The sequence below is a fragment of the Pseudomonas sp. RIT409 genome, from assembly GCF_003052515.2.
GTDB lineage: Bacteria > Pseudomonadota > Gammaproteobacteria > Pseudomonadales > Pseudomonadaceae > Aquipseudomonas.
Genome location: NZ_QARE02000012.1, coordinates 79,012 through 101,250, shown reverse-complemented (window position 1 = coordinate 101,250; position 22,239 = coordinate 79,012). Strand labels below are relative to the sequence as shown.

The following is a 22,239-nucleotide window of genomic DNA, read 5'->3' as shown; positions in this document are numbered from 1 at the left end:
ATGCGCGACCTCACCTGTTTCACCTTGCCTGACATTCACTGAGCGACTTTTCTCACATCCCCTGGGCAGAAGCTTGATCTTGTCCGGCCTGCTGAACGAAGAAAGAGGCGCCGCGCGGCTTTTGCGGCAATCGCACCTGATTGGCCGTGGAACGCACGAGGCCACTTTCTTCGCCGGCCACCATCAGGCCGGCGTGCTTGCTGGGCAGAGGGTTTTCGCCGAATGGCAGTGCGTCCTCTGCGGCGTAGACGCCGATGAACAGAGTGCGCGGCAGCTCGGTCTCGTTAGGGCTTGAAGCGTGCAGCAAACGGGTGTGCATGAAGCAGACGGAACCGGCTGGACCGAAGCAGGCCACCGGGGCCTGGCAGTGCTCGGCGACCACCTGGTCATCGACCGCGCCTGTGAAGCGCTGGTCATGCCAATGCGACCACAGCGGCCCTTTGTGGCTGCCGGGAATGACGTTCAGCGGGCCGTTTTCCGGCGTGACTTCGCTGACCATCAGCAGCGCGGTGACAATGTCGTCGTTGCTGTGAGGCGTGAACAGGAAGTCCTGGTGCCACTTTACCTGGGTCGCGGTGTGCGGCAGCTTGGAGTTGATCTTGCTGTGGTGGAAGCGCGCCCCGCTGCCGCCGATCAATTGAGCAGCGATCTGCGCCATGCGCGACTGCAGCGCCACCCGGAAATAGGCGGGCGAGATCTCGGTCGGCGAACTGACCCGGCGCAGCGACGGATGATCGGCGCGATGGTCGCCCTCAAGGTCGAACCGTGCCCGGCCATCGATGGTCTCGCCCCAGCCTTGCTCATGGCTGCGGCTCTCCTCCACCCATTGGTCGAAGTCGTGCTGCAACGCCGCCACTTCCTCGGCCGAGAGAACCCCCTCCACCACCAGAACGCCGTCGCGGTGAAACTGTTCAATCTGCGCTTGCTCGATCATGTGCTTACCTTTTCCAAAACTTGACGATGAGGGGGTCACGCCAGCGAGACGTCCTTGAGGAACGCGTCGACCCGGGGGTTATGGCCGTTTCGCAACACCTGGGGTTTGTCGTCGCAGACCACGCGCCCCTTCTCCATAAAGACGATGCGGTCGGAAACCTTGAAGGCGAAGTTCATTTCGTGGGTGACGATCACCATGGTGATGCCGTCCTGAGCGAGCGCCTCGATGACTTGCAGCACCTCGTTGACCTTCTCCGGGTCCAGGGCGGAAGTCGGTTCGTCGAACAGCATGATCTGCGGACGCATCATCAGCGCGCGGGCAATGGCCACGCGTTGCTGCTGACCACCGGAAAGCTGGCTCGGGTACTTCCAGGCATGGTCGAGCATGCCCACCTTGTGCAGCAGCGCGTACGCTTGTTGCTTGAGCTCGGCCAGCGTCCCCATGCGGTGGTAACGCGGGGCCATGAGCAGGTTGTCCAGCACGTTGAGGTGTGGAAACAGGTTGAAGCTTTGGAACACCATGCCGATGTTCAGGCGGTGTTCGGCGTGCTCGACGTACTCGGGCTTCTGCGCACCCCGCTTGTTCAGGTGAATGAACGGCTGACCGTTGATCTGGATGTCGCCGTTGTCGATCTGCTCCAGGCCGTTGAGCAGCCGAATCAGCGTGGTCTTGCCGGAGCCGGAGGGGCCGATCACCGACACCACTTCTCCGGGTTGAATCTTCAGGCTCACTGCCCCCAGCACTTCGACATCGTTGTAGGCCTTGTGCAAGCGGCTGGCCTGCAACGCGGGCGCTTCGACACCGGTGGTTGCCGGACGCGGTTGTGCCTTGCTCGGCTGGGTGGCGAGCGCCAGCACTTCAGCATCCGGGGTGCGCGAGACGTTGCGCTGGGTGACGTCCAGGTGGCGCTCCAGACGCTTGAGCAGGTAATCGAACACGGTGACGATCAGAACGTAGTAGAACGCCACCGCCGCCATGGTCTCCATGACCAGGAAGTTCTGCGAATAGAGGCGCTGGCCGACCATGAGAATCTCGGTCAGCGAGATCACCGAGACCAGCGAACTGAGTTTGACGATCGAGATGTATTCGTTGGCCAACGACGGCAACGCCACACGCAGCGCCTGCGGAATGACCACCCGCCACTGCGTGCCCAGGAAGCGCAGGCCCAGCGCTCTTGCGGCCTCGGTCTGACCTTTGTGAATCGACAGCAGGCCGCCACGATGGATCTCCGCCACGTAGGCGGTCTCGCACATGACCATCGCCAGCAAGCCTGCCCAGAACGGATCGCCCAGCACGACCGAGGCCGATGGGAACGCCTGCGGCACGTTATAAACGAAGATCAGCAGCACCAGCAGCGGGATGCTGCGGAACAACCAGATGTAGGCCCGCGCCGGTGCATTCAGCGCCGGGCGCTTCGATTGCTTGGCCAAGGCCACGAAGAAGCCGAATACGATACTGAGAATCCAGGTGGCGAAGCTGAGCTTGATGACGGTCCATGTCGCACGCCAGAACTCGGCGTCGAGGAGCAAACCAAACATGTAATTCCAGTCAAAAGTCATCGTCGCCGCGCTCAACTAATCAATCTGAATGTGCAACCGGGGGCGTTCCGTCAGAACCCGCTACCCGGCGCACCGTTGAAACGAGATTCGTGGAGAGGGTCGCTCCCGGTCAATTAGGATTAACCGCGCCAGTGAGTAGGCAGAACCGATGCAATGTCGCACCGGCACTGCCGCGCACCACAAGGATGCACTGGCAGATCCGCGCTCCGGCGGGCGCCGCTTTCTGGTGCGGCGTGTCCTGAGTCATCCTTGGGGTGTTCGATGCCTGCAGTCTGCAGGCCCGGCGAGGTGGCTTAAATTCGTTTCTGATTTACGACTGGGGCGAGAAAATCCGAAGCAGCGAGGGCGGCTCCGGATGATCGACAGTGGTGCGCAATCTTCACTCTGCGCCGCGGGTGGGCTTCACCGCGTGAGGGTCGAAGAAGCTGGGCGCGGCCATGCCGGGGATGTATTGATCCGACACGAACATGCGGCAGCGTTCAGTGAATGCCGCCACCACGCGGGACAACTGTGCGTTGCGGGCAGTGGCATAACCCAGTTGCAAGGGATGCAGGCCGCCGGCCATGCGAATGCGCACGAGGCGCTTGCCGTCCTGCGAAATGTTGCCCTTGGGTCGGGCATTGGCAATGGTGTAGCCGATGCCGTTGCCGACCATGGAGCGGATGGTTTCCAGGTTGCTGGAGCGCATCACGATGTTGGGGGTGATTCCTGCCGGGATGAACAAACTGAGGAAATATTCCCGGCTCCAGGGGATGTCCAGCAGCACCATAGAGTGATGTTCCAAGTCCTGAACGCTGACGGCCGGCAAGTGGGCCAGCGGGTGATGCTCGCCGACGAGCACGTAAGGCGGCAGCTTGGCCAGCGGCTGGAAATCGATGTCATCGCTGCTCACCAAGTCGTAGGTCAGGGCGATGTCGATCTCGGAACTGCGTAGCTTTTCCAACAGTTGTTCGTGGTCGCCTTCGATCTGGGAAATGCGCACCCCCGGAAACGCACGGCCGAAGCCGAACACCAGTTCAGGGGTGATCATGGGCGCGAGCGAATGCAGGCAACCGACCCGCAGCGGGCCGCGCACGGTGTTCAGGGATTCCGAAGCGATGGTGTAGAGGTTGCTCATCTGTTCGAGGATCAGCTTGGCCTCGTGCATCACCTGCCGCCCGACCGCCGTCAGGGAAATGCCTTGCGCGTGATGGCGGACGAACAGCTGGATGCCGAGCTCGGCTTCCATATGGGTGATGGCCGCTGAAATCGACGGCGACGAAACGTGTATGCGCTCTGACGCGGCGCTGATACTGCCTGCTTCTCCCGAGGCGACAAAATATTCCAGTTGGCGTTGGGTAATACGACTGAGCATCACGCCCTCCACAGCTTGAGCCGATAGGCGCACTTCGGCGCCCACCGTTTGAATGAGCGACCGAATGGCGCCGGGGATCTGTTTGCAGGGTCTCTGTCCGAGTTCATGTGCAAGCTTCACTGGCAGGTTCATTTGCAGGGTTCATGCCGCTCGAACCCGGTGACGTCACTTCTGCGACGATTTGCCATCATCGGGTTTCCAGCGCTTGGGCAGGGTTCGGTTTTTCCTAAGCTCTACGTTCAAAAAGCAGAATTCCTATACGGGATCCCCTTCCTCACACTGACGCCGTGGATGAATGAAGTCGCCAAGGCGCCTGTGCCTTGGACTGCCGTCGGTGCATGAGCATCGGCGAAACCGATCAGGGTCGATTCTCTTTAGGAAATTCAAATGTCAGTGGAAAAAATCAACACCTTGGTGGTCGGCGCAGGCCAGGCGGGCGTCGCGATGAGCGAACACCTGACGCTGATGGGTGTGCCGCACATCGTGCTGGAGCGCAACCGCATCGCAGAACGCTGGCGCTCCGAGCGCTGGGATTCGCTGGTCGCCAACGGCCCGGCCTGGCACGACCGCTTCCCGAGCATGAAATTCGAGAACATCTCGCCTGAGGCCTTCCCGCCCAAAGAGCGCATGGCCGATTATTTCGAGGCCTATGTCCAGATGCTCAAAGCGCCAGTGCGCACCGGCGTCGAGGTGCTGAAGGTCGAACGCCACGTCGGTCGACCCGGCTTCAAAGTGACCACCTCCGAAGGGGTCATCGAGGCCTCGAACGTGGTGGCCGCCACCGGTCCATTCCAGCGTCCGGCAGTCCCGCCCATCGTGCCGGTGCACGCCAGCGTTCAACAGCTGCATTCGTCTGCTTACAAGAATCCGGACCAACTGGCCGAGGGCGCCGTGCTGGTGGTCGGTGCCGGCGCGTCGGGCTCCCAGATCGCCGAAGAACTGCGACGCGCGGGCAAGCAAGTCTACTTGTCAGTGGGCGAGCATTACCGGCCGCCACGTGCCTATCGTGGCCGTGACTACTGCTGGTGGCTGGGCGCGCTGGGCCTGTGGGACGAGGTGCGGATCACGCCAAAGAAAAAGCACGTCGCGTTTGCCGTCAGCGGTTATGACGGTGGCAAGACCGTCGATTTCCGCCGCCTGGCCCATCAAGGCATCACCTTGGTCGGCCTGACCAAGGCTTACGAAGACGGTGTCATGACGTTCGAACCCGGCCTGGCCGAGAACATCGCCGAAGGTGACCGCGCCTACTTCGACGTGCTGCGCGACGCGGACGCCTATATCGAACAGAACGGCCTGCCCTTCCCGCCCGAACCCGAAGCCTGGGAGCTGCTGCCTGACCCCGAATGCCTGATCGACCCGGTCCTGAGCCTGGATCTGGAAAAAGCCGGCGTGACCACCATTCTCTGGGCCACCGGCTTCAAATTCGATTTCAGCTGGCTGCAGGTCAACGCCTTCGACGACCGGGGCGAACCCTTCCACAAGCGCGGCATCTGTGCCGAAAGCGGTATTTACTTCCTCGGTTTGCCCAACCTGGTGAACCGCGCCTCGTCGTTCATTTATGGGGTGTGGCACGACGCTAAATACATCGCGGATCACATCGTGCTGCAAAACGACTACATGGCCTACGCGCCGTCCTGAAGCCTGCCGCCCCGGTTCGGCCCGCCATCGCCCTGTGTCGGTGGTGCGGCCGGAGGGCATCAAGGCGACTTCGGTTTTTCCTAACCATTACCCCTGACAAATGCTGGTTTATCCCATTCGGGGCCAGTGTGAAGCTGGGGCCATTCACCGATCACGAGGCTGCACCCATGCCGACCCACACGCGCATTCGCATGTTCAACACTAAGGAAACCTACCCCAATCAGTCGCTGGACAACGATCTGTGCCAAGCGGTTCGCGCCGGCAACACCGTGTACGTGCGCGGACAGATCGGCACCGATTTCGAGGGCAATCTGGTCGGGCTGGGCGATCCGCGGGCGCAGGCCGAGCAGGCCATGAAGAACGTGAAGCAGTTACTGGAGGAAGCTGGCTCCGACCTCTCTCACATCGTCAAGACCACCACCTACATCATCGACCCACGTTATCGCGAGCCGGTGTACCGGGAGATCGGCAAATGGCTCAAGGGGGTGTTCCCGATTTCCACGGGCCTGGTGATCTCCGGCCTCGGCCAGCCCGAGTGGTTGATGGAAATCGACGTCATCGCCGTCATCCCGGACGACTGGACCGGCGCCTGATCCCAGCCCTGCCCCTGCGGAGTGTCCATGGCCCCTTTCCCGATCGACCCACGTGAACTCGCCACCCTGGCGTCAGCACCCGGTGCGCCGTTTGCGGTACAACTGGAGCGCGTGAGCAAGCGATTCGGCGACTCGTTGGCCTTGGACGACGTGTCGCTGAGGATCCACGAAGGTGAGTTCGTGACCCTGATCGGGCCTTCGGGCTGCGGCAAGACCACCCTGCTCAATCTGTTGGCGGGGCTGTGCACGGCCGACCAGGGCCAGGTCATTCTAGACGGCCAATGGGCGGGCGATGCACACAGCCAGCTCGGTGAAATCGGCATCGTCAACCAGCACCCACCCCAGTGGGATGCACAGCTTGCGGGCCAAAGCATTGCCGCAAGCATCGGTGATGAATTGCGCAGGCGCGATGTCGGCGAAACCGAGATCATCGACCGTGTCGCACAGGTGTTGACGCTGGTCAGGTTGCACGCCCACGCCGAGCGGCCCTTTCGCGACCTGTCGGGTGGCGAACGGCAACGGGCGGCATTGGCTCAGGCACTGGCCATTCGCCCCAGGCTGCTGCTGTTGGACGAACCCTTTGCAGGGTTGGAAAAACCGTTGAGGTTGGCGATGCAAATCGAGCTCAAAGACCTTCAGCGCCGCTTGGGGATGACCACCGTATGCGTGACCCACGATCAGGGCGAAGCCTTGAGCCTGAGCGACCGCGTGGTGGTGATGCGGGCGGGACGGGTGCACCAGGCCGGGCCACCGGACGCCATCTACCGCTACCCTCAAGACCCGTTCGTGGCCCGTTTCGTCGGCGACGTCAACGTCTTGCCGAGCCGCTACCTGAGCCGTGACGAGCGTGCGAAGGTGTCCCTCGGCGACAGCGTTCTGCGGTTGCCTGCCGAGCAGGTGCAAGCCGATGTCGGTGCGCGCCTGGATCTTTACCTGCGACCCGAACACATCCATCTCGAACCGCTGGGCGCCGACACTCGCCTCAGCGCCACTGTGGTCGCCCATGTGTTTCAGGGTGACCACGTCGACATCCAACTCGACGCCCCGGCGCTGGGCCCGGATCGCCTGCTGGCACGACAGCCCGGCAGCGATGCCCAGACCCGCTGGCCCGTGGGCGCCGTTGCCGGGCTGAGCATCGACAGCGACGGTGCCTGCGCCTTTGCCGTTGATGCTCAGCCCGGCAACGGCGCCCCCTAACTGAACCTGAGAGCGCCATGAACTATTTTGCAAACCTTCCCCCTCTTCCAGCGTCCGCACTGGCCGTCGTCGCCACCCAGCCGGGCGGCCCCGATGTGCTCGCGTGCGTCGAGCGTCCACTGCCAACGGTGCACGCTGGCGAGGTGCTCATTCGCGTTGCCGCATCGGGCGTCAACCGCCCGGACTTGCTGCAGCGTGGCGGCCTGCCGGTGCCGCCCGGCGTCACGGACATCCTCGGGCTGGAGGTTGCCGGTGTGGTGGTGGCCGTCGGCGAAGGTGTCAACAACATTGCGCTGGGGGATCGAGTGATGGCGCTGCTCAGCGGTGGGGGCTATGCACAGTATTGCGTGGCCATTGCCGATCAATGCCTGCCCGTTCCCCAGAATTTGCCACTGGTCGACGCCGCCGGGGTACCGGAAGCCGCCTTTACCGTGTGGCACAACCTGTTCGAACTGGGCCGCTTGAAATCGGGCGATACGTTGCTGATCCACGGCGCCGCGAGTGGCGTCGGCAGCTTCGCCGTGCAGTGCGCCCATGCCGTGGGGGCTCGGGTCATCGCCACTGCGGGGGGCCCGGAAAAGGTCGCGCTGCTGGAAAAGCTCGGAGTGTGGCGTGCCATCGACCGTCATCAGGAAGATTTCGTCGCGGTGGTCGCGCAGTGCACTGAAGGCCGTGGCGTCGACGTGGTGCTGGACAACGTCGGTGGCCCCTATGTCAGCCGCAACCTGGACGCCCTGGCAATGGGCGGTCGCCACGTCAGCCTGTCATTCCTGCAGGGCGCGAAGATCGAACTGGACCTGCAGATCGTGATGCGCAAAAACCTGACCCTCACGTCCTCCACCCTGCGACCAAAAAGCCTGGCGGCAAAAGCCCGAATCGCGGAATGCATTCGGGACTTTCTGCTGCCATGGCTGGCCAGCGGCAAGGTGAAACCGCTGATCCACGACCGCCTGCCGCTGCGCGAGGCGGCCGCCGCCCATCGTCTGCTGGAAAGCAACGCCAATCTGGGCAAGGTGCTGTTGATGCCCGAGCCCGCCAGCGAGTCGGCATGATGGAGACGTTCAAGCTGTATTACGCCTCCACCTCCCCCTACGTGCGCAAAGTAATGGTCTTTGCCCACTGCCTGGGGCTGGCCGAGCGGATCGAAAAGCTCGAATCCGCCGCCCACCCCGTCATTCGTGACGAGCGCATCGCCCGGTTCAACCCCTTGGCCAAGGTGCCCGCGTTGCAGACACCCGAAGGCCTCGCCTTGTTCGACAGTCGGGTGATCTGCGAATACCTCGACACCCTGGCCGGCGGCAGCCTGTTTCCGCGCGACGGCGAACGGCGCTGGAGCAGCCTGGTGCGCCAGGCATTGGGCGATGGACTGCTCGACGCCGCGTTGCTGGCGCGCTATGAGGCCGTCGCCCGGCCAACGGCCAAGCAATGGGATGACTGGACCGCAGGGCAACTGACGAAGATCACCGCCGTCCTGGCCGAAGTGGAACACCAGGCCGACAGGTTGAGCACGCAACCGGACGACATCGGCGTGATCACCCTGGGCTGCGCGCTCGGGTACTTGGATTTCCGTTTCGAAGGGCTCGATTGGCGCAAGAGCCATCCCGCGACGGCGACCTGGTTCGCTGTGTTCGACCAACATCCGGCCATGCTCGCCACCCGTCCTTTTGTCTAAGCTTCAGGAGTTACCCATGCCGCACACGGTTTACTTTCTCAACGGCCCGAACGCCAACCTCTACGGACTGGACAAAACCGGGACTTACGGCAGCGAGAGCTTCGCCAGCATTGAAGCCAGTTGCCAGGCCCACGCCGCTGAGCTGGGGTTGAGCCTCGAATTTCGTCAAAGCAATCACGAAGGCGTTTTGGTGGACTGGATACAGGAGGCGCTTCAGCAGGCCGATGCGCTGATCATCAATGCCGCCGGACTCAGCTACAGCTCGGTACCGATTCTCGATGCATTGTTGGCCTTCGAAGGCCCCATCATCGAAGCGCACATGAGCAACATCTGGAAGCGCGAGAGCTTTCGCCATCACTCCTACGTGTCCAAGGCCGCAACCGGTGTGATCGCCGGGCTGGGCGCGCGGGGCTACCGGCTGGCGCTGACGGCGGTCGCTCAAATGCTCGAAGAAGCCGCGGTCACGCCTCAGGGGTGACGGGTGCTTGAGCGGCCTCTGCGTCCATTTTTGCCCGGTCCGCCTTGCTGATGTAGCGCGGCTTGGTGCTGCGCGGGGCCAGCTTGGCATTGGCCTTCTTGGCGTGGGCCTTGAGTAGCTGGGCGATTTTTTTGCGTCGGTTCATCGATTCTGCTCGGCAAGGGGACGGCCGCGCTGTGCGCCGTCCCGTAGATTGAAGGTGGCCCGGACAGCCCACGCCCTGGCACGAAGCGTCGCGAGCGCCGGGCAGACGGCTCAGTTCAACCCTGCCGCCTTCGCTCGCGCTGCGTGCAGCTTCTTGTAGCTGTCGATCAACCGTAGGTGACGGTCGAGCCCCTCGAGCTTGAGGCTGGTCGGCGTCAAGCCATGGAAACGCACGCTGCCGTCCACCGAGCCAATCGCCGCGTCCATTCGCTCGTCACCGAACATCCGGCGGAAGTTGACCTCGTAGTCGGCCAGTTCCAAGTCCTCGTCCAGCGCAATTTCCAGCACCACGTTCACGGCCTGATAAAACAGGCCGCGCTCGACGGTGTTGTCGTTGTACTGCAGGAACGCCTCCACCAGGTCCTTGGCTTTCTCGTGCTTTTGCAGGGCGAGGTAGATCAACAGCTTGAGTTCCAGAATGGTCAACTGCCCCCACGCGGTGTTGTCGTCGAACTCGATGCCGATCAGCGTGGTGATGTCGGTGTAGTCGTCCAGCTCGCTAGCTTCCAGACGCTGGGCCAGGGTTCTCAGGCCGACCTTGCTCAGGCTGTGCAGGTTCAGGATGTCGGCGCGGAATTCAAGGGCCTTGTTGGTGTTGTCCCAAATCAGGTCTTCCACCGGATAAATTTCCGAATAACCCGGCACCAGGATGCGGCAGGCGTTGGCGCCGAGGTCGTCGTAAACGGCCATGTACGCTTCCTTGCCCATCCCCTCGAGAATGCCGAACAGGGTCGCGGCCTCCAGTGCGTTGGCATCCTCCCCTTCACTGGAAAAATCCCACTCGACGAACGGGTAGTCCGCCGCGGCACTGAAGAAACGCCACGACACCACGCCGCTGGAATCGATGAAATGCTCGACGAAATTGTTCGGTTCGATGACCGCCTGGCCTTCGAAGGTCGGAGGCGGCAAGTCGTTGAGGCCTTCGAAACTACGGCCTTGCAGCAACTCGGTGAGGCTGCGCTCCAACGCCACTTCAAAGCTTGGGTGAGCGCCGAACGAAGCGAACACCCCGCCGGTGCGCGGGTTCATCAGCGTCACGCACATCACGGGGAATTCGCCCCCCAGCGAGGCGTCCTTGACCAGCACCGGGAAGCCTTGCTCCTCCAGCCCCTGAATACCGGCCAGGATGCCCGGGTACTGGGCGATCACGTCCAGAGGTACATCCGGCAAGGCGATCTCTCCCTCCAGGATCTCGCGCTTCACGGCCCGCTCGAAAATCTCTGAAAGGCACTGCACCTGGGCTTCGGCCAGGGTATTGCCTGCACTCATGCCGTTGCTCAGGTAAAGGTTCTCGATCAGGTTGGATGGGAAATAGACCGTTTCCCCATCCGACTGCCGCACGAAGGGCAACGACACGATGCCGCGCTGGGTATTGCCAGAGTTGGTGTCGTAGAGGTGCGAGCCGCGCAGTTCGCCATCACGGTTGAATATCTTCAGGCAGTACGGGTCGAGAATTTCGCTTGGCAATTCATCGTTCGGGCCTGGTTTGAACCAGCGCTCGTTGGGGTAATGGACGAATTCGGCGGTGGCGATGTCTTCGCCCCAGAACTGATCGTTGTAGAAGAAATTGCAGTTCAACCGCTCGATGAACTCGCCCAGCGCCGAGGCCAGCGCACTTTCCTTGGTCGCCCCTTTGCCGTTGGTAAAACACATCGGCGAATGGGCATCCCGGATGTGCAGCGACCAGACGTTGGGCACAATGTTGCGCCACGAGGCGATCTCGATCTTCATGCCCAGCTCCGCGAGGATTCCGGACATGTTGGCGATGGTCTGCTCCAGCGGCAGGTCCTTGCCGAGGATGTAAGTGTTGGCCGGGGCGCCCCCCGCTTCATGCAGCGCCGGCATCAACAACGCCTGCGCGTCGGCGTCGAGGTTCTCGACTTCCTCGATCACGAACTCAGGCCCGGCCTGCACGACCTTTTTCACGGTGCAGCGATCGATCGACCGCAGGATGCCCTGGCGGTCTTTTTCCGAGAGGTCGGCTGGCAGCTCGACCTGAATCTTGAAGATCTGGTTGTAGCGGTTTTCCGGGTCGACGATGTTGTTCTGCGACAGCCGGATGTTGTCGGTCGGGATATTGCGCGTCTGGCAATACAGCTTGACGAAATACGCCGCACACAAGGCCGACGACGCGAGAAAGTAGTCGAACGGGCCCGGCGCCGAGCCATCACCCTTGTAGCGAATGGGCTGGTCGGCAATGACCGTGAAGTCGTCGAACTTGGCTTCGAGTCGCAAGTTGTCGAGAAAGTTGACCTTGATTTCCATGGGGGGTACCGGCAGCGAAAAACGAATGGCGGCCATTATCCGGTTTTTCAGCGGAAAGTCTTGCGGCGCCGACAGAGTCGCCGCTCAGGCGTGCGGGATGAGCGCCTGATGAACAGGGTGCGGGTGAGATGAACCTCCGGCGCGCCGGAGGTGAGCGGGAGACCCGTCACCTGGGGCCAGCCGGAGGCTGAGGGGAAACGCCCCCGATGTCAGCGAATGTCCGAGGCGGAATGCCGTTCGGGCACTTGTTTGTCCTCGTCACCCCAGGTGCGGTTGACCCGCAGCCCGCGAATCACGGCCGGGCGATTGGCAATCTCTTCGGCCCAGCGCTGGACATGGGTGTAGCTTTTCGCATCGAGGAATTCTGCGGCGTTGTAGACCGTACCGCGCACCACTTGGCCATACCAGGACCAGACCGCAATGTCGGCGATGGTGTAGCTGTCACCGGCCAGGTAGCGGCTCTCGGCCAGACGACGGTCGAGCACGTCCAGCTGACGCTTGGCTTCCATGGTGAAACGGTTGATGGCGTATTCGAACTTTTCCGGCGCGTACACGTAGAAGTGACCGAAACCGCCCCCCAGGTAAGGCGCCGCGCCCATTTGCCAGAACAGCCAGTTCAGGGTTTCGGTGCGGCCTGCCGGATCGGTGGGCAACAGCGCACCATATTTTTCGGCCAGGTACAGCAGGATCGAGCCGGATTCGAACACCCGGATCGGCGGTTCGACGCTGTGATCGACCAAGGCGGGAATCTTGGAGTTGGGGTTGATGTCGACAAAACCGCTGGAGAACTGGTCGCCCTCGCCGATGCGGATGAGCCACGCATCGTATTCGGCGTCGGTTTTGCCCAGCGCCAGCAGCTCTTCGAGCAGGATGGTGACTTTCACACCGTTGGGGGTCGCCAGCGAGTAGAGTTGCAACGGCTGCTTGCCCACAGGCAGGTTTTTTTCATGGGTCGGGCCCGCCACCGGGCGGTTGATACTGGAGAAGTGCCCACCGGATGCTGCTTCGTTTTTCCAGACCTTGGGCGGAACGTATGCGTCTTTCGTCATGAAACAAACCTCTAGAGTGGGTCACTGTTGGGGGCGCCGTGGCCCGCGGCAAACCTTTGCCACGGGTCATGACCGGACCGGCATGAGATCGGAGCGGTTCGGGGTATCGGGTTACCTTGGGGCGCCTCAATCACATTTCAATCAGAGAAACGACCATGCACCCAGCCTTTTCCGGCACCAAGATCGCGCTACTGTGCGATGACCAATTGCTGATCTACCAGCGTGACGACAAACCCAGCATTCCCTGGCCCGGGCTCTGGGACTTGCCCGGAGGCGGACGCGAACACGATGAAACGCCCGAAGCATGCGCCCTGCGCGAAGCATACGAAGAATTCGGCCTGGCCCTGAACCCGGCCTGGATCGTCTACCGACGGGTCTATCGGGGCGCGGGCAACAATGGCCTGGACACCTGGTTCATGGTGGCCGAGGTTCCGTCGGGGCTGTTCGGCCAGATCACCTTCGGCGATGAAGGCCAGCGCTGGCGTATCAGTACCGTCGACGCCTACCTGGCGATGGAAGACGCCATCCCGCACCTGCAAGACCGGTTGCGCGACTGGACGAACGCGGTCTCGGCTAGCCGGTAGAGGTCGAAGGCGCTCGACCGAACAGGGGCGCCAACTGATCCGCTGGAACCGCACGGCTGAAATGAAAGCCCTGCACTTCATCGCAGGGGTGACGCCGCAGGCATTCCAACTGGGCTTGGGTTTCCACACCTTCCGCGGTCACGGTCATGCCCAGCGAACGCCCCAGGTCGATCATCGCCTGGACGATGGCCAGATCATTGCCCCGCTCTGTGAGGTGAGCAATGAAGCTGCGGTCGATCTTGATGCCGTCCAGCGGGTATTGGCGCAAATACGCAAGGGATGAGAAACCCGTGCCGAAATCGTCCAGGCTCAAGCGCACTCCCAGCGTACGCAGCGCGGTCAACGCGGCCTTCGCGCCTTGGGCGTGGTCCAGCAGCACCCGTTCGGTGATTTCCAGCTCCAGACGGCGCGCAGACAGGCCGCTGCCGTGCAGGGCCTGGGCGACCACGGCGACGATGTCTTCGTGGTCGGCCAACTGGCCGGGGGACAGGTTGACCGACAGGCCAACCTCTGGGGGCCAATCCATCGCATCACGGCAGGCCCGTTCCAGTACCCAGCGCCCTAACGGCTGGATCAGACCGGTGTCTTCGGCCAGCGTGATGAAGGCGTCCGGCGGCAACAGGCCCCGCTCCGGGTGCTGCCATCGCACCAGCGCCTCGAGGCTGCGCAGCGACCCGTCGACCGTTGCGTAGCGCGGCTGGTAGTGCACGCACAGTTGATCGTTCAGCAATGCCGTGCGCAGCTCGTGCTCCAACTGTCGACGCGCCAGCAAGTGGGTCTTCATGCTGTCGACGTAGAACCGCCAGGTGTTGCGGCCCGCCGCCTTGGCCTGGTACAGGGCGATGTCGCCCATGCTCAACAGCTCTGCGCCGGTGTGGCCATCGGCGGGGGCCCGGGCGATGCCGATGCTGGTACCGATGAACACGGTCTGCCCTTCCACCTCAATCGGACGGCACACCTCCTCGACCAGCCGGCTGCACAGCGCCACGACGTCGCCCTCGCCCACTTCGCCGACCAGCACCACGATGAATTCGTCCCCGCCTAACCGCGCCACCATGTCGCCTTCGTGCACGTGGGCCTGCAGACGCCGGGCGACTTCTTGAAGCACGCGATCACCGACAGCGTGCCCCAACGCGTCATTGATAGGTTTGAAACGATCGAGGTCCAGGCTCAATACGGTCAACGGCCAGGTCACCGGGTGGCCGAGGTGTTCGTCGAGAAACTGATGCAGGCGGAAGCGGTTCGCCAGCCCCGTCAACGAATCGTGCAACGAGAGTTGGCGAAAACGCTGTTCGCTGCCGCTGAGTTCCAGTTGGCTGGCATGCAGCGCCTGGAACTGCGCGTCGATCTGTCGCGCCAGCGTCCAGGCGTAGCGCACCAGCATGGCGAGAACGACCGCGAGCAGCAGAACGCCGGAAATAAAAAGCGGCAGGGTCTGTTTGAGTAAAGCCATGCCGGGTCGCGGCGGCATCCATTTCAACAGGATCGTCGATTCCAGCAAGGGCATGACGTCGTAGCCCGGCTCCGGCCGCTCATACAGGGAAATACTCGGCAAGCCGTAGGTGTCGCTCAGGTGATTCAATTTCACAGGGTCCAAGATGGTGACGAACATCATCACCGAGGCCGGACCGGGAACCGGCTGGATGGTGGGGTCGGACTCAGGACTGATGGTCGCCGCCGCCACCAGCGCGGGCACCCCGGCGACCCTGAACGCACGTACCAGGCCGTCGTTGCTTTGCGTCGATAATCGCACGTCGCGCACCAGACCGTCCAGATCGCCTTCCAGCCAGTCGCCCGCCTGAATCATCGAAGGCTTGCCATCGATCACTGCGTAGCGGGTCCGGTCCCGAGCGTCGATGACCAGCACGCCGTTGTAGCCATACAGTTCGTACGGGATCGGACCGACGTTGCGCTGATCATCGGCCCAGACCTTGTCGACGGTCATGTGCAGGTGTTTGTACGCCTCACCCCATTTGGCGTAGTTGATGATGTTGCGCCCCACTTCATTGCGCACTTGCTCCAGGGTGCGGGCAATGAAGATACGCGAGCGCTGCTGGACATCGCGGTCCTGATTCAAGGCATTCTGCACCAGCAGAAAGCCACTGAGGCCGATCAACAGCAACAGCGCGCAGATCGCCGGGAAAAGACGCAGGATCAACTGACGACTGCGGCGGGTGGCGGCCCAGTCGGCGAAGTTGGTTTTGAACATGCAGACACCTGAGAGCGACGGTTACAGCAGCGACACGCAACGACCAATGATTGCGAATGGCTATCCTAACCGTCTGGTTCTGCAGGAGCTAGCGGTCATTCCTCGACGCGACGGGCAGTTGCAGGGCCACTGCCGCTTTGTCGATGACCGAGTGCACGTTGACGATCCGGTCTTCCTGAAACTCATAAAACACGTTTTCAGTGAAACGGACCCGCTGTCCGTTGACCGGCAGACCGAAGAGGTCACCGATGGGCGTGCAATCGAAGCACAGCCGCGCGGCAATATGGGGTGGATCGGCAATCAACCGATCAACAACGAAGCGCAGGTCGGGTATCGCCCGGAAGTCGTTTTCCAACATCGCCTGGTAACCGGCGAGGTCGATGCGCTGGCCGTTGTAATGGACATCGGGCGCGACGAATTCCCCCAGATGGGACCAGTCCTGGCGATTCAGGCAGTCGATGTAGCCGAGGTAGCGTTCGCAAAGGGCTTGCTTGCTCAAGGTCATCACCTCCGTTGGCGCTGCACAGGCAGCCGTCGGGAGTTAGGGGGCAAGCGGGACGATTAAGTTCAGGATCAAGCCGGAATCGGCGGTTGCATGGCATCCCGTGGAATCAGCCAAAACGGGGCATCCCAAGGGAACGTCACCTGCTCAGTTGCCCGCCACCTGCGCCACCTCACCGGAGGTCACCAGCGCCTTGAGCGACATGTCGAACCGTTTGAGTGCATCGACTTGCAGTTCACGCTGCTGGTTGATCTGCGCAGCAATTTCCGGGGCCGCCTTGTCATGCCCCCACACCGAGCTCAGCTCCTGGGTGCCCAAGCCTTCGGCTTTGCCAATGTATTGAAGGTTGGCGTCATAAAACTTGGCGACGAACCGCGCTTCAACCTTGCTGTTGCGCTGGGTAACCAATTGGCTATAGGTGTCGAGCATGACGACCACATCGGGTCGTGCCTTCATGAGCGCGTCCAGATTGTCATAGACAGTGACCGACGCGAATTCCTTGGCAATGGATGCTTTAAGCCAGTCGATGGCCAACTTTGGATCAGAGCTGTTGACGAACGCTTCGCGAATACGCGAATCCAGCGCACCGTTCTTGACCCCCTTCACGGCGACCGCGTGATAGTGCTCGAGGTAGTTCAAGGTAGCGACGGTATTTTCGCTGTAAAGAACGCCCACTGACTGCGACTTGCTCAGGCCCACACCGCTGTCTGCCATGGGCATGAAGTGGCAAATCGGTTCGTCGGCTGCCGACGTCGCGGCGCTTGCGGGCACCGCGGCTACCAGGCCACCGGTCAATACGGCGACAAGCGTCAGCAAAGTGGAAATTCTCATCGCAGGTGTCCTTCGCAAACAATTCAACATGGCTCTATCCTGCTCCTTTACAGAAAAAAAAGAACACGTGATCGATGATGTTAACTATCGATTTCGCCAATGGTAGGCGCGCAGAGAAAGTCCTTTACGATTTATCGAATAAAACAACTTTCCCCTATAACCCAACCGACTGACTAAACACCGTAGTTGCCCAGAACCTGTCGCACTTTACCCAATGCAACATCCAGCGCCGCCTTGTCCACCGACCCCAGTGCCAGGCGAATGGCATGGGGCAAGGGGCTGGAGATGGCGAAGGGCTCGGCGGTCGACACCGCAACGTTCATCTCGAGCAATTCCATTGCCACCTGATCGGCCCGCGCTTCTTCCGGCAACGGCACCCATATGAAATACGAGGCGGGATGGCTGATAAGGTTCAGCCCAATTAACCGCCTCTGCGCCACCGCCTGTCGGGCCCTGGCGTCCTCGCGCTTTTCCGCCTCCAGGCGGGCGACGGTGCCGTCCTCTATCCATTGGCAGATCAGCGCGGTCATGACGCCCGCCGTGTTCCAGGTCGTGGCTCTGACGGCACGCTCGATGGCCGCCACCCAGCGCAAAGGCGCCACGACATACCCGACCCTCAACCCCGTGGCGACATTCTTGGAAAACCCCGAGACGTACACCGTCAGTTCCGGCGCCAACGTGCGCAGCGCAGGCGGCGGATCCTCCGCCAGAAACGCATAGGCGGCGTCCTCGATCAGCATCAGCCCATGCGTGCGTGCCAGACTCACCAACCGCGCCCTCCAAGCCTGATCCAGCACCCAGCCCATGGGATTGTGCAGCGTGGGCATGGCGTAGACCGCTTTGACACGTCGCAGGCGACAATGGCGCTCCAGCGCATTGAAGTCCGGGCCGTTATCGGTCAAGGGAATCGGCAGCATTTCAATGCGAAGGGCCTCGGCCAGCACCTTGAACCCCGAATAGGTCAACGCGTCCACCGCCACGACATCGCCGGGCTTGAGCAGCGCCATGGCAATCGCCGCCAGCCCGTGCTGCGCTCCGCTGACGATGACGACCTCATCCGAACTGACCTGCAGACCCCGCTCCGCCAAGTGACGGGCAAAGCAGGCCCGTTCATGGCCGCGCCCGGCGTGAGGTTGATAGCGCAACAGGGCGTCCAGATCACCGCTGAGCGCCAGTTGACGCAAGCCGGTGCGCAGCATTTCGCCCTGGCCCGGCAGCGCGGGGTAATTGAAATTGAGGTCCAGCACACCGGCGCCCGGCGCTTGCTGATCGACCCCATGGCTGAGAGGCAAGGCGATTTCCCGCACATAAGTCCCCCGCCCCGTCTCACCGCTGACCAACCCCATCGCCTCCAGCTCGGCATAGACGCGAGATGCAGTCACCAGCGCGACCCCTTCCTGCTCGGCGAGTTGTCGATGGGTCGGCAACCGGGTCCCCGGTGCCAGCGCCCCGGAGGTGATGTCATGGGCGAAGCGATCTACCAAGGTTTTGTAGCGCGCAGGTGGCATAAGGAATGTATCCATGACAATTCTTTGATTGTCCTGATTCTGCACCTTAGGCTTTCGCCCACGCAATCACGACTAGGACACCACGCCATGGAACATGCATCGCCGCTGTCTCGCTCCCATCTACCCAGCCCACGCGTATCCAGCGGCTGGCTCAACGGCCTGATCGGCGTGCTGATCTTCAGCGGTTCGTTGCCTGCCACGCGGATCGCCGTGCAGGACATCGCGCCCGTATTCCTGACGGTCGCACGCGCCTCCATCGCCGGAGCGGTCGCGTTGTGCTTGCTGTGGCTGCTCAAGCAACGGCGCCCCACCGCATCCCAAGTGTGGCCGCTGTGCATCGTCGCCCTGGGGGTCGTGATCGGCTTTCCGCTGCTCACGGCCCTGGCTTTGCAGTACGTCACCTCGGCGCACTCGATCGTTTTCGTCGGCCTGTTGCCGCTGGCCACCGCCGCGTTCGCCGTATGGCGGGGCGGTGAACGACCACGCCCGGCCTTTTGGGCATTCTCCGGACTTGGCAGCGCGTTGGTGGTGGGCTATGCCCTGGCGCAGGGCCTGAGTGCTTCTCCGGTCGGTGACCTGCTGATGCTGCTGGCGATCCTTGCCTGCGGGCTGGGCTATGCCGAAGGGGCAAAACTCTCACGGACGCTGGGCGGGTGGCAGGTGATCTGCTGGGCGTTGGTGCTGGCACTGCCAATGATGCTGGTGCTGACCTGGCTGAACGCGCCCGCGTCGTTCGCCTCTGTCGGTCTTGCGGCCTGGATCAGCCTGGGCTACGTGTCGCTGTTCAGCATGCTCATCGGTTTCGTCTTCTGGTATCGGGGACTGGTGCAGGGCGGGATCGCCGCGGTCGGCCAGTTGCAGTTGCTCCAGCCATTCTTCGGGCTGGCACTGGCTGCCACACTGCTGCACGAAGACGTGAGCGTGGCCTTGGTGGGCGTGACCGTGGGCGTCATCCTCTGTGTCGTCGGGGCGCGCCGCTTTTCCCGCTGAAGGGCCGGGGCATCACTCGGTCAGAGTCAGGGGCACGCGCTTGAAATACACCAGCAGGCCGCTCAGGCAGATCAGCGCCATTCCCAGCGATGAGGACAGCACCGGGTAGCTGTCGAAAAACACCACGCCGTACACGGCAGCGAAAAGGATTTGCAAGTACCCCAATGGGGCCAGGACCGATGACGACGCATAAACATAGGATTTGGAAATCAGCAGATGCGCCGTCATCCCCAATCCGCCCAGCATCAGCAGCATGGCACACTGGGAAAGGCTAGGCGTGGCCCAAAAGAACGGCACCACCAGGCTCAGGATCGCCGTGCTGAACACGCCCACATAAAAGCTGCACACCGAGGGGCTGTCCGATTCGCCCGCCAGCTGCGTCAATACTTGATAGACCGCAAAACAGAATGCCGAGGCCAGTGGAAACAGCATCCAGAGCGAGAACCCCTCGCGGGTGGGATTGATGACCACCAGCACACCTATGAATCCGACGATCACGGACAGCCACTGCAGGCGGTCGGCGTGGATGCCGAAAACCAGTGGAGACAGCAGGGTGACAAAAGCCGGGGCTAAAAACACCAGCGCCGTCGATTCGGCCAGCGGCACATGCGTCAGCCCGAATAGAAAGGTCAGGCTGTCACCCAACAGGAACAAGGACCGCACCAGATGCAGCGCCGGCCTGCGGGTGTGAAAGGCCCGCTGGCGTTTTTCCCTGATGATCAGGCTGGTCACGATCAGGGTATGGATTAAATAACGCGCCCACGCCACGAAGACGACAGGCAGCACGAGGATCATGGTTTTCGAGACAGCATCGTGGCTGGCGAACACAAACGCCACACCGACCATCAGCCACATGCCGAGCACATGACGATGGGGAGAAGAAAGCAAGCTCATGGGGCATCCAACGGCGGAGTGAGAGACAACAGGCGCGCTGCGCAGTACAGCACAAGTTGCCCCTGCCTCCAACGCCGGTTTGACGGCGGCGTTGCCTGGGCCAGCCACGCCCTGATCAAGCCCCTACGAACAGCCCGGCCCCGCCATTCGCAGCGATGCGTGGACCGGGCGTGGGAGTGTCGGGCCTAGCGCGCCTGGCTCACTCGCCATACCGTATTGCCCACATCATCCGCCACCAGCAGCGCGCCTTGCTGATCGAGAATGACCCCCACGGGGCGGCCCTGGGCCTCGCCCTCATTGTTCAGAAAGCCCGTGAGAAAGTCGATCGGCATGCCTGTCGGCTTGCCATCCTGAAAGCCGATGAACACCACCTTGTAACCTGACTGCGGGTTGCGGTTCCACGAACCGTGCTCACCGACGAACACGCCGTTCGAGAAGTTCTGCGGCATCCCCTGGGCGTCCGAAAACGTCAGGCCCAACGGCGCAACGTGGGTGCCCAGCGCGTAGTCCGGCGCGATGGCCTGGCTGACCTTGTCAGGACGCGGTGGCTGGACGCGCGCATCGACATGACTGCCGTAATAACTCCAGGGCCAGCCATAAAACGCGCCGTCCTTCACCGACGTCAGATAATCGGGCACCAAGTCGCTGCCAATCTCATCCCGCTCGTTGACCACTGTCCAGAGTTCCGAGGTGCCCGGTTTCCAGGCCAGACCGTTGGGGTTACGCAGGCCACTGGCAAACAGACGTTTCTGGCCGGTCCGGGGGTCGACTTCCCAGATCGCGGCGCGGCCCTCTTCGGCTTCCAGACCATTCTCGCCGACGTTGCTGTTGGACCCGACCGTTACATACAGCTTGCTGCCGTCGCCATTGGCAACGATGTTTTTGGTCCAATGGTGATTGATGCCGGCAGGCAAGTCAGTCACCTTGACCGGCGTGGCGGTGATCTCGGTCTGCCCATCCTGATAAGGCACCTTGACCACGGCGTCAGCATTGGCGATGTACAACTCGTTGCCCACCAGCGCCATCCCGAACGGCGAACTCAGCCCACTGATGAAGACCGTACGCACCTCAGCCTTGCCATCGCCATCGGCGTCGCGAAGCAAGGTGATGCGATTCGCGCTCTGCGCGTCCGCCCCTGCCCGCGACATCACGATGCCAGCCGCTGTGCGCTTGGCCCAGGCCATCAGGCCTGAACCACCGTCGGTAGTCCCCTCCGGCTTGGGCGGCGTGTTGCTTTCTGCTACCAGCACATCGCCATTCGGCAGTTTGTACAACCAGCGCGGGTGCTCAAGACGGTCCGCCAGCGCCTGCACCTTGAAACCGGGTGGCGCGACAGGCGCATGGGTCCCCTGCCAACCCACGGCCTTTGACACCTTCACCGTCGGAATCAACGACTGCGTCGGCTCGGGCAACTGTGGCTTGGGGCCAACGCCTGCCTGAAAGGGTAATTTGGCGTTTTCGCCGCAGCCGCCGAGCAAGGCCGCGGCGGTCATCAACAGGGCAAGGCGCTGTACCGTCATCATTGTTCTAACCTCTTCTTCGGCCCTTCGTGGGCCACGTCTGGACATCCAATCGGCGAAATTATCGCCCTGTCTTCCGCCACCAAAACAGCTGGGCAGGTACAAATGACCTTTGTTGCAAGGGCACGAATCAAACGACCCCGCCTGTCGTGCAAGGGTTCAATGTAGGCGGTGGTGAGGGAACGTGACGCGCGCGTCCGCGGTCAGGAGACCAGAGGGAACACGATGAAGACATGGCACAGGCGCGCACTCATTTCA

At 62.1% G+C, this 22,239-nt stretch carries 20 protein-coding genes; 8 read left to right on the top strand and 12 right to left on the bottom strand.

Features of this window, described 5'->3' with window-relative positions; translation table 11 throughout:
• Positions 1-52: 52 nt before the first annotated feature.
• The 3 genes from DBP26_RS16365 to DBP26_RS16355 form a co-directional block, all read right to left on the bottom strand.
• Entirely contained in the window at positions 53-934 is an 882-nt protein-coding gene (locus DBP26_RS16365) for a phytanoyl-CoA dioxygenase family protein (protein ID WP_108238572.1), read from the bottom strand.
• 35 nt (positions 935-969) lie between these two features.
• Entirely contained in the window at positions 970-2,493 is a 1,524-nt protein-coding gene (locus tag DBP26_RS16360; protein ID WP_108238571.1) for an amino acid ABC transporter permease/ATP-binding protein, read from the bottom strand.
• A 379-nt stretch (positions 2,494-2,872) separates the two neighbouring features.
• Positions 2,873-3,847 carry a LysR family transcriptional regulator gene (locus DBP26_RS16355; RefSeq protein WP_108238637.1) on the bottom strand — a complete coding sequence of 325 codons (975 nt, stop codon included), beginning with the start codon at positions 3,845-3,847 and terminating at the stop codon, positions 2,873-2,875.
• Positions 3,848-4,234: 387 nt separating this feature from the next.
• Here DBP26_RS16355 and DBP26_RS16350 point away from each other — a divergent pair, with 387 nt between their 5' ends.
• The 6 genes from DBP26_RS16350 (at position 4,235) to DBP26_RS16325 (ending at position 9,425) form a co-directional block, all read left to right on the top strand.
• Complete coding sequence (locus tag DBP26_RS16350) at positions 4,235-5,485, top strand: NAD(P)/FAD-dependent oxidoreductase (RefSeq protein ID WP_108238570.1); 1,251 nt, start codon at positions 4,235-4,237, stop codon at positions 5,483-5,485.
• Positions 5,486-5,652: 167 nt separating this feature from the next.
• Entirely contained in the window at positions 5,653-6,078 is a 426-nt protein-coding gene (locus DBP26_RS16345) for a RidA family protein (protein ID WP_108238569.1), read from the top strand.
• 27 nt (positions 6,079-6,105) lie between these two features.
• Positions 6,106-7,275 (top strand): ABC transporter ATP-binding protein, encoded by a 1,170-nt coding sequence (locus DBP26_RS16340; RefSeq protein ID WP_108238568.1) that lies wholly within the window; start codon positions 6,106-6,108, stop codon positions 7,273-7,275.
• A 17-nt stretch (positions 7,276-7,292) separates the two neighbouring features.
• Positions 7,293-8,327, top strand: a complete 1,035-nt coding sequence (locus DBP26_RS16335) for an NAD(P)H-quinone oxidoreductase (RefSeq protein ID WP_108238567.1) — start codon at positions 7,293-7,295, stop codon at positions 8,325-8,327.
• Positions 8,324-8,947 (top strand): glutathione S-transferase, encoded by a 624-nt coding sequence (locus tag DBP26_RS16330; RefSeq protein WP_256600803.1) that lies wholly within the window; start codon positions 8,324-8,326, stop codon positions 8,945-8,947. The genes DBP26_RS16335 and DBP26_RS16330 overlap by 4 nt, the downstream gene beginning before the upstream one ends.
• Positions 8,948-8,963: 16 nt before the next feature.
• Entirely contained in the window at positions 8,964-9,425 is a 462-nt protein-coding gene (locus DBP26_RS16325) for a type II 3-dehydroquinate dehydratase (RefSeq protein ID WP_108238565.1), read from the top strand.
• Here the strand turns inward: DBP26_RS16325 and DBP26_RS16320 are convergent.
• The 3 genes from DBP26_RS16320 to yghU all read right to left on the bottom strand — a co-directional run bounded on the left by DBP26_RS16320 (position 9,409) and on the right by yghU (position 12,943).
• Complete coding sequence (locus DBP26_RS16320; protein ID WP_108238564.1) at positions 9,409-9,570, bottom strand: DUF2986 domain-containing protein; 162 nt, start codon at positions 9,568-9,570, stop codon at positions 9,409-9,411. The two genes, DBP26_RS16325 and DBP26_RS16320, sit on opposite strands and share 17 nt — an antisense overlap.
• Before the next feature lie 110 nt (positions 9,571-9,680).
• Positions 9,681-11,894, bottom strand: coding sequence for an OsmC domain/YcaO domain-containing protein (locus tag DBP26_RS16315; RefSeq protein ID WP_108238636.1), 2,214 nt, complete (start codon positions 11,892-11,894; stop codon positions 9,681-9,683).
• A 209-nt stretch (positions 11,895-12,103) separates the two neighbouring features.
• Positions 12,104-12,943 (bottom strand): glutathione-dependent disulfide-bond oxidoreductase, encoded by an 840-nt coding sequence (gene yghU / locus DBP26_RS16310; protein WP_108238563.1) that lies wholly within the window; start codon positions 12,941-12,943, stop codon positions 12,104-12,106.
• Positions 12,944-13,098: 155 nt separating this feature from the next.
• Between yghU and DBP26_RS16305 the strand changes: the two genes are divergently transcribed.
• Complete coding sequence (locus tag DBP26_RS16305; protein ID WP_108238562.1) at positions 13,099-13,527, top strand: NUDIX hydrolase; 429 nt, start codon at positions 13,099-13,101, stop codon at positions 13,525-13,527.
• Here the strand turns inward: DBP26_RS16305 and DBP26_RS16300 are convergent.
• From DBP26_RS16300 to DBP26_RS16285, 4 genes are all read right to left on the bottom strand, one after another.
• Entirely contained in the window at positions 13,517-15,736 is a 2,220-nt protein-coding gene (locus DBP26_RS16300) for an EAL domain-containing protein (RefSeq protein ID WP_108238561.1), read from the bottom strand. The genes DBP26_RS16305 and DBP26_RS16300 overlap by 11 nt on opposite strands.
• An 88-nt stretch (positions 15,737-15,824) precedes the next feature.
• Complete coding sequence (locus DBP26_RS16295; protein WP_108238635.1) at positions 15,825-16,235, bottom strand: ester cyclase; 411 nt, start codon at positions 16,233-16,235, stop codon at positions 15,825-15,827.
• Between the two features lie 150 nt (positions 16,236-16,385).
• The gene (locus DBP26_RS16290; RefSeq protein ID WP_108238560.1) at positions 16,386-17,069 is read right to left on the bottom strand and encodes an ATPase; all 684 of its coding nucleotides are present in this window, start codon (positions 17,067-17,069) and stop codon (positions 16,386-16,388) included.
• Positions 17,070-17,242: 173 nt separating this feature from the next.
• Positions 17,243-18,577 (bottom strand): PLP-dependent aminotransferase family protein, encoded by a 1,335-nt coding sequence (locus tag DBP26_RS16285; RefSeq protein WP_108238559.1) that lies wholly within the window; start codon positions 18,575-18,577, stop codon positions 17,243-17,245.
• Positions 18,578-18,664: 87 nt separating this feature from the next.
• Here DBP26_RS16285 and DBP26_RS16280 point away from each other — a divergent pair, with 87 nt between their 5' ends.
• Positions 18,665-19,567 (top strand): DMT family transporter, encoded by a 903-nt coding sequence (locus DBP26_RS16280; protein ID WP_108238558.1) that lies wholly within the window; start codon positions 18,665-18,667, stop codon positions 19,565-19,567.
• A gap of 12 nt (positions 19,568-19,579) precedes the next feature.
• On the opposite strand, the gene DBP26_RS16275 is transcribed toward DBP26_RS16280, so the two are convergent.
• Both DBP26_RS16275 and DBP26_RS16270 read right to left on the bottom strand, forming a co-directional pair.
• Positions 19,580-20,461 (bottom strand): DMT family transporter, encoded by an 882-nt coding sequence (locus tag DBP26_RS16275; protein ID WP_108238557.1) that lies wholly within the window; start codon positions 20,459-20,461, stop codon positions 19,580-19,582.
• Positions 20,462-20,646: 185 nt separating this feature from the next.
• Complete coding sequence (locus DBP26_RS16270; protein ID WP_108238634.1) at positions 20,647-21,981, bottom strand: sorbosone dehydrogenase family protein; 1,335 nt, start codon at positions 21,979-21,981, stop codon at positions 20,647-20,649.
• Between the last annotated feature and the right edge of the window lie 258 nt (positions 21,982-22,239).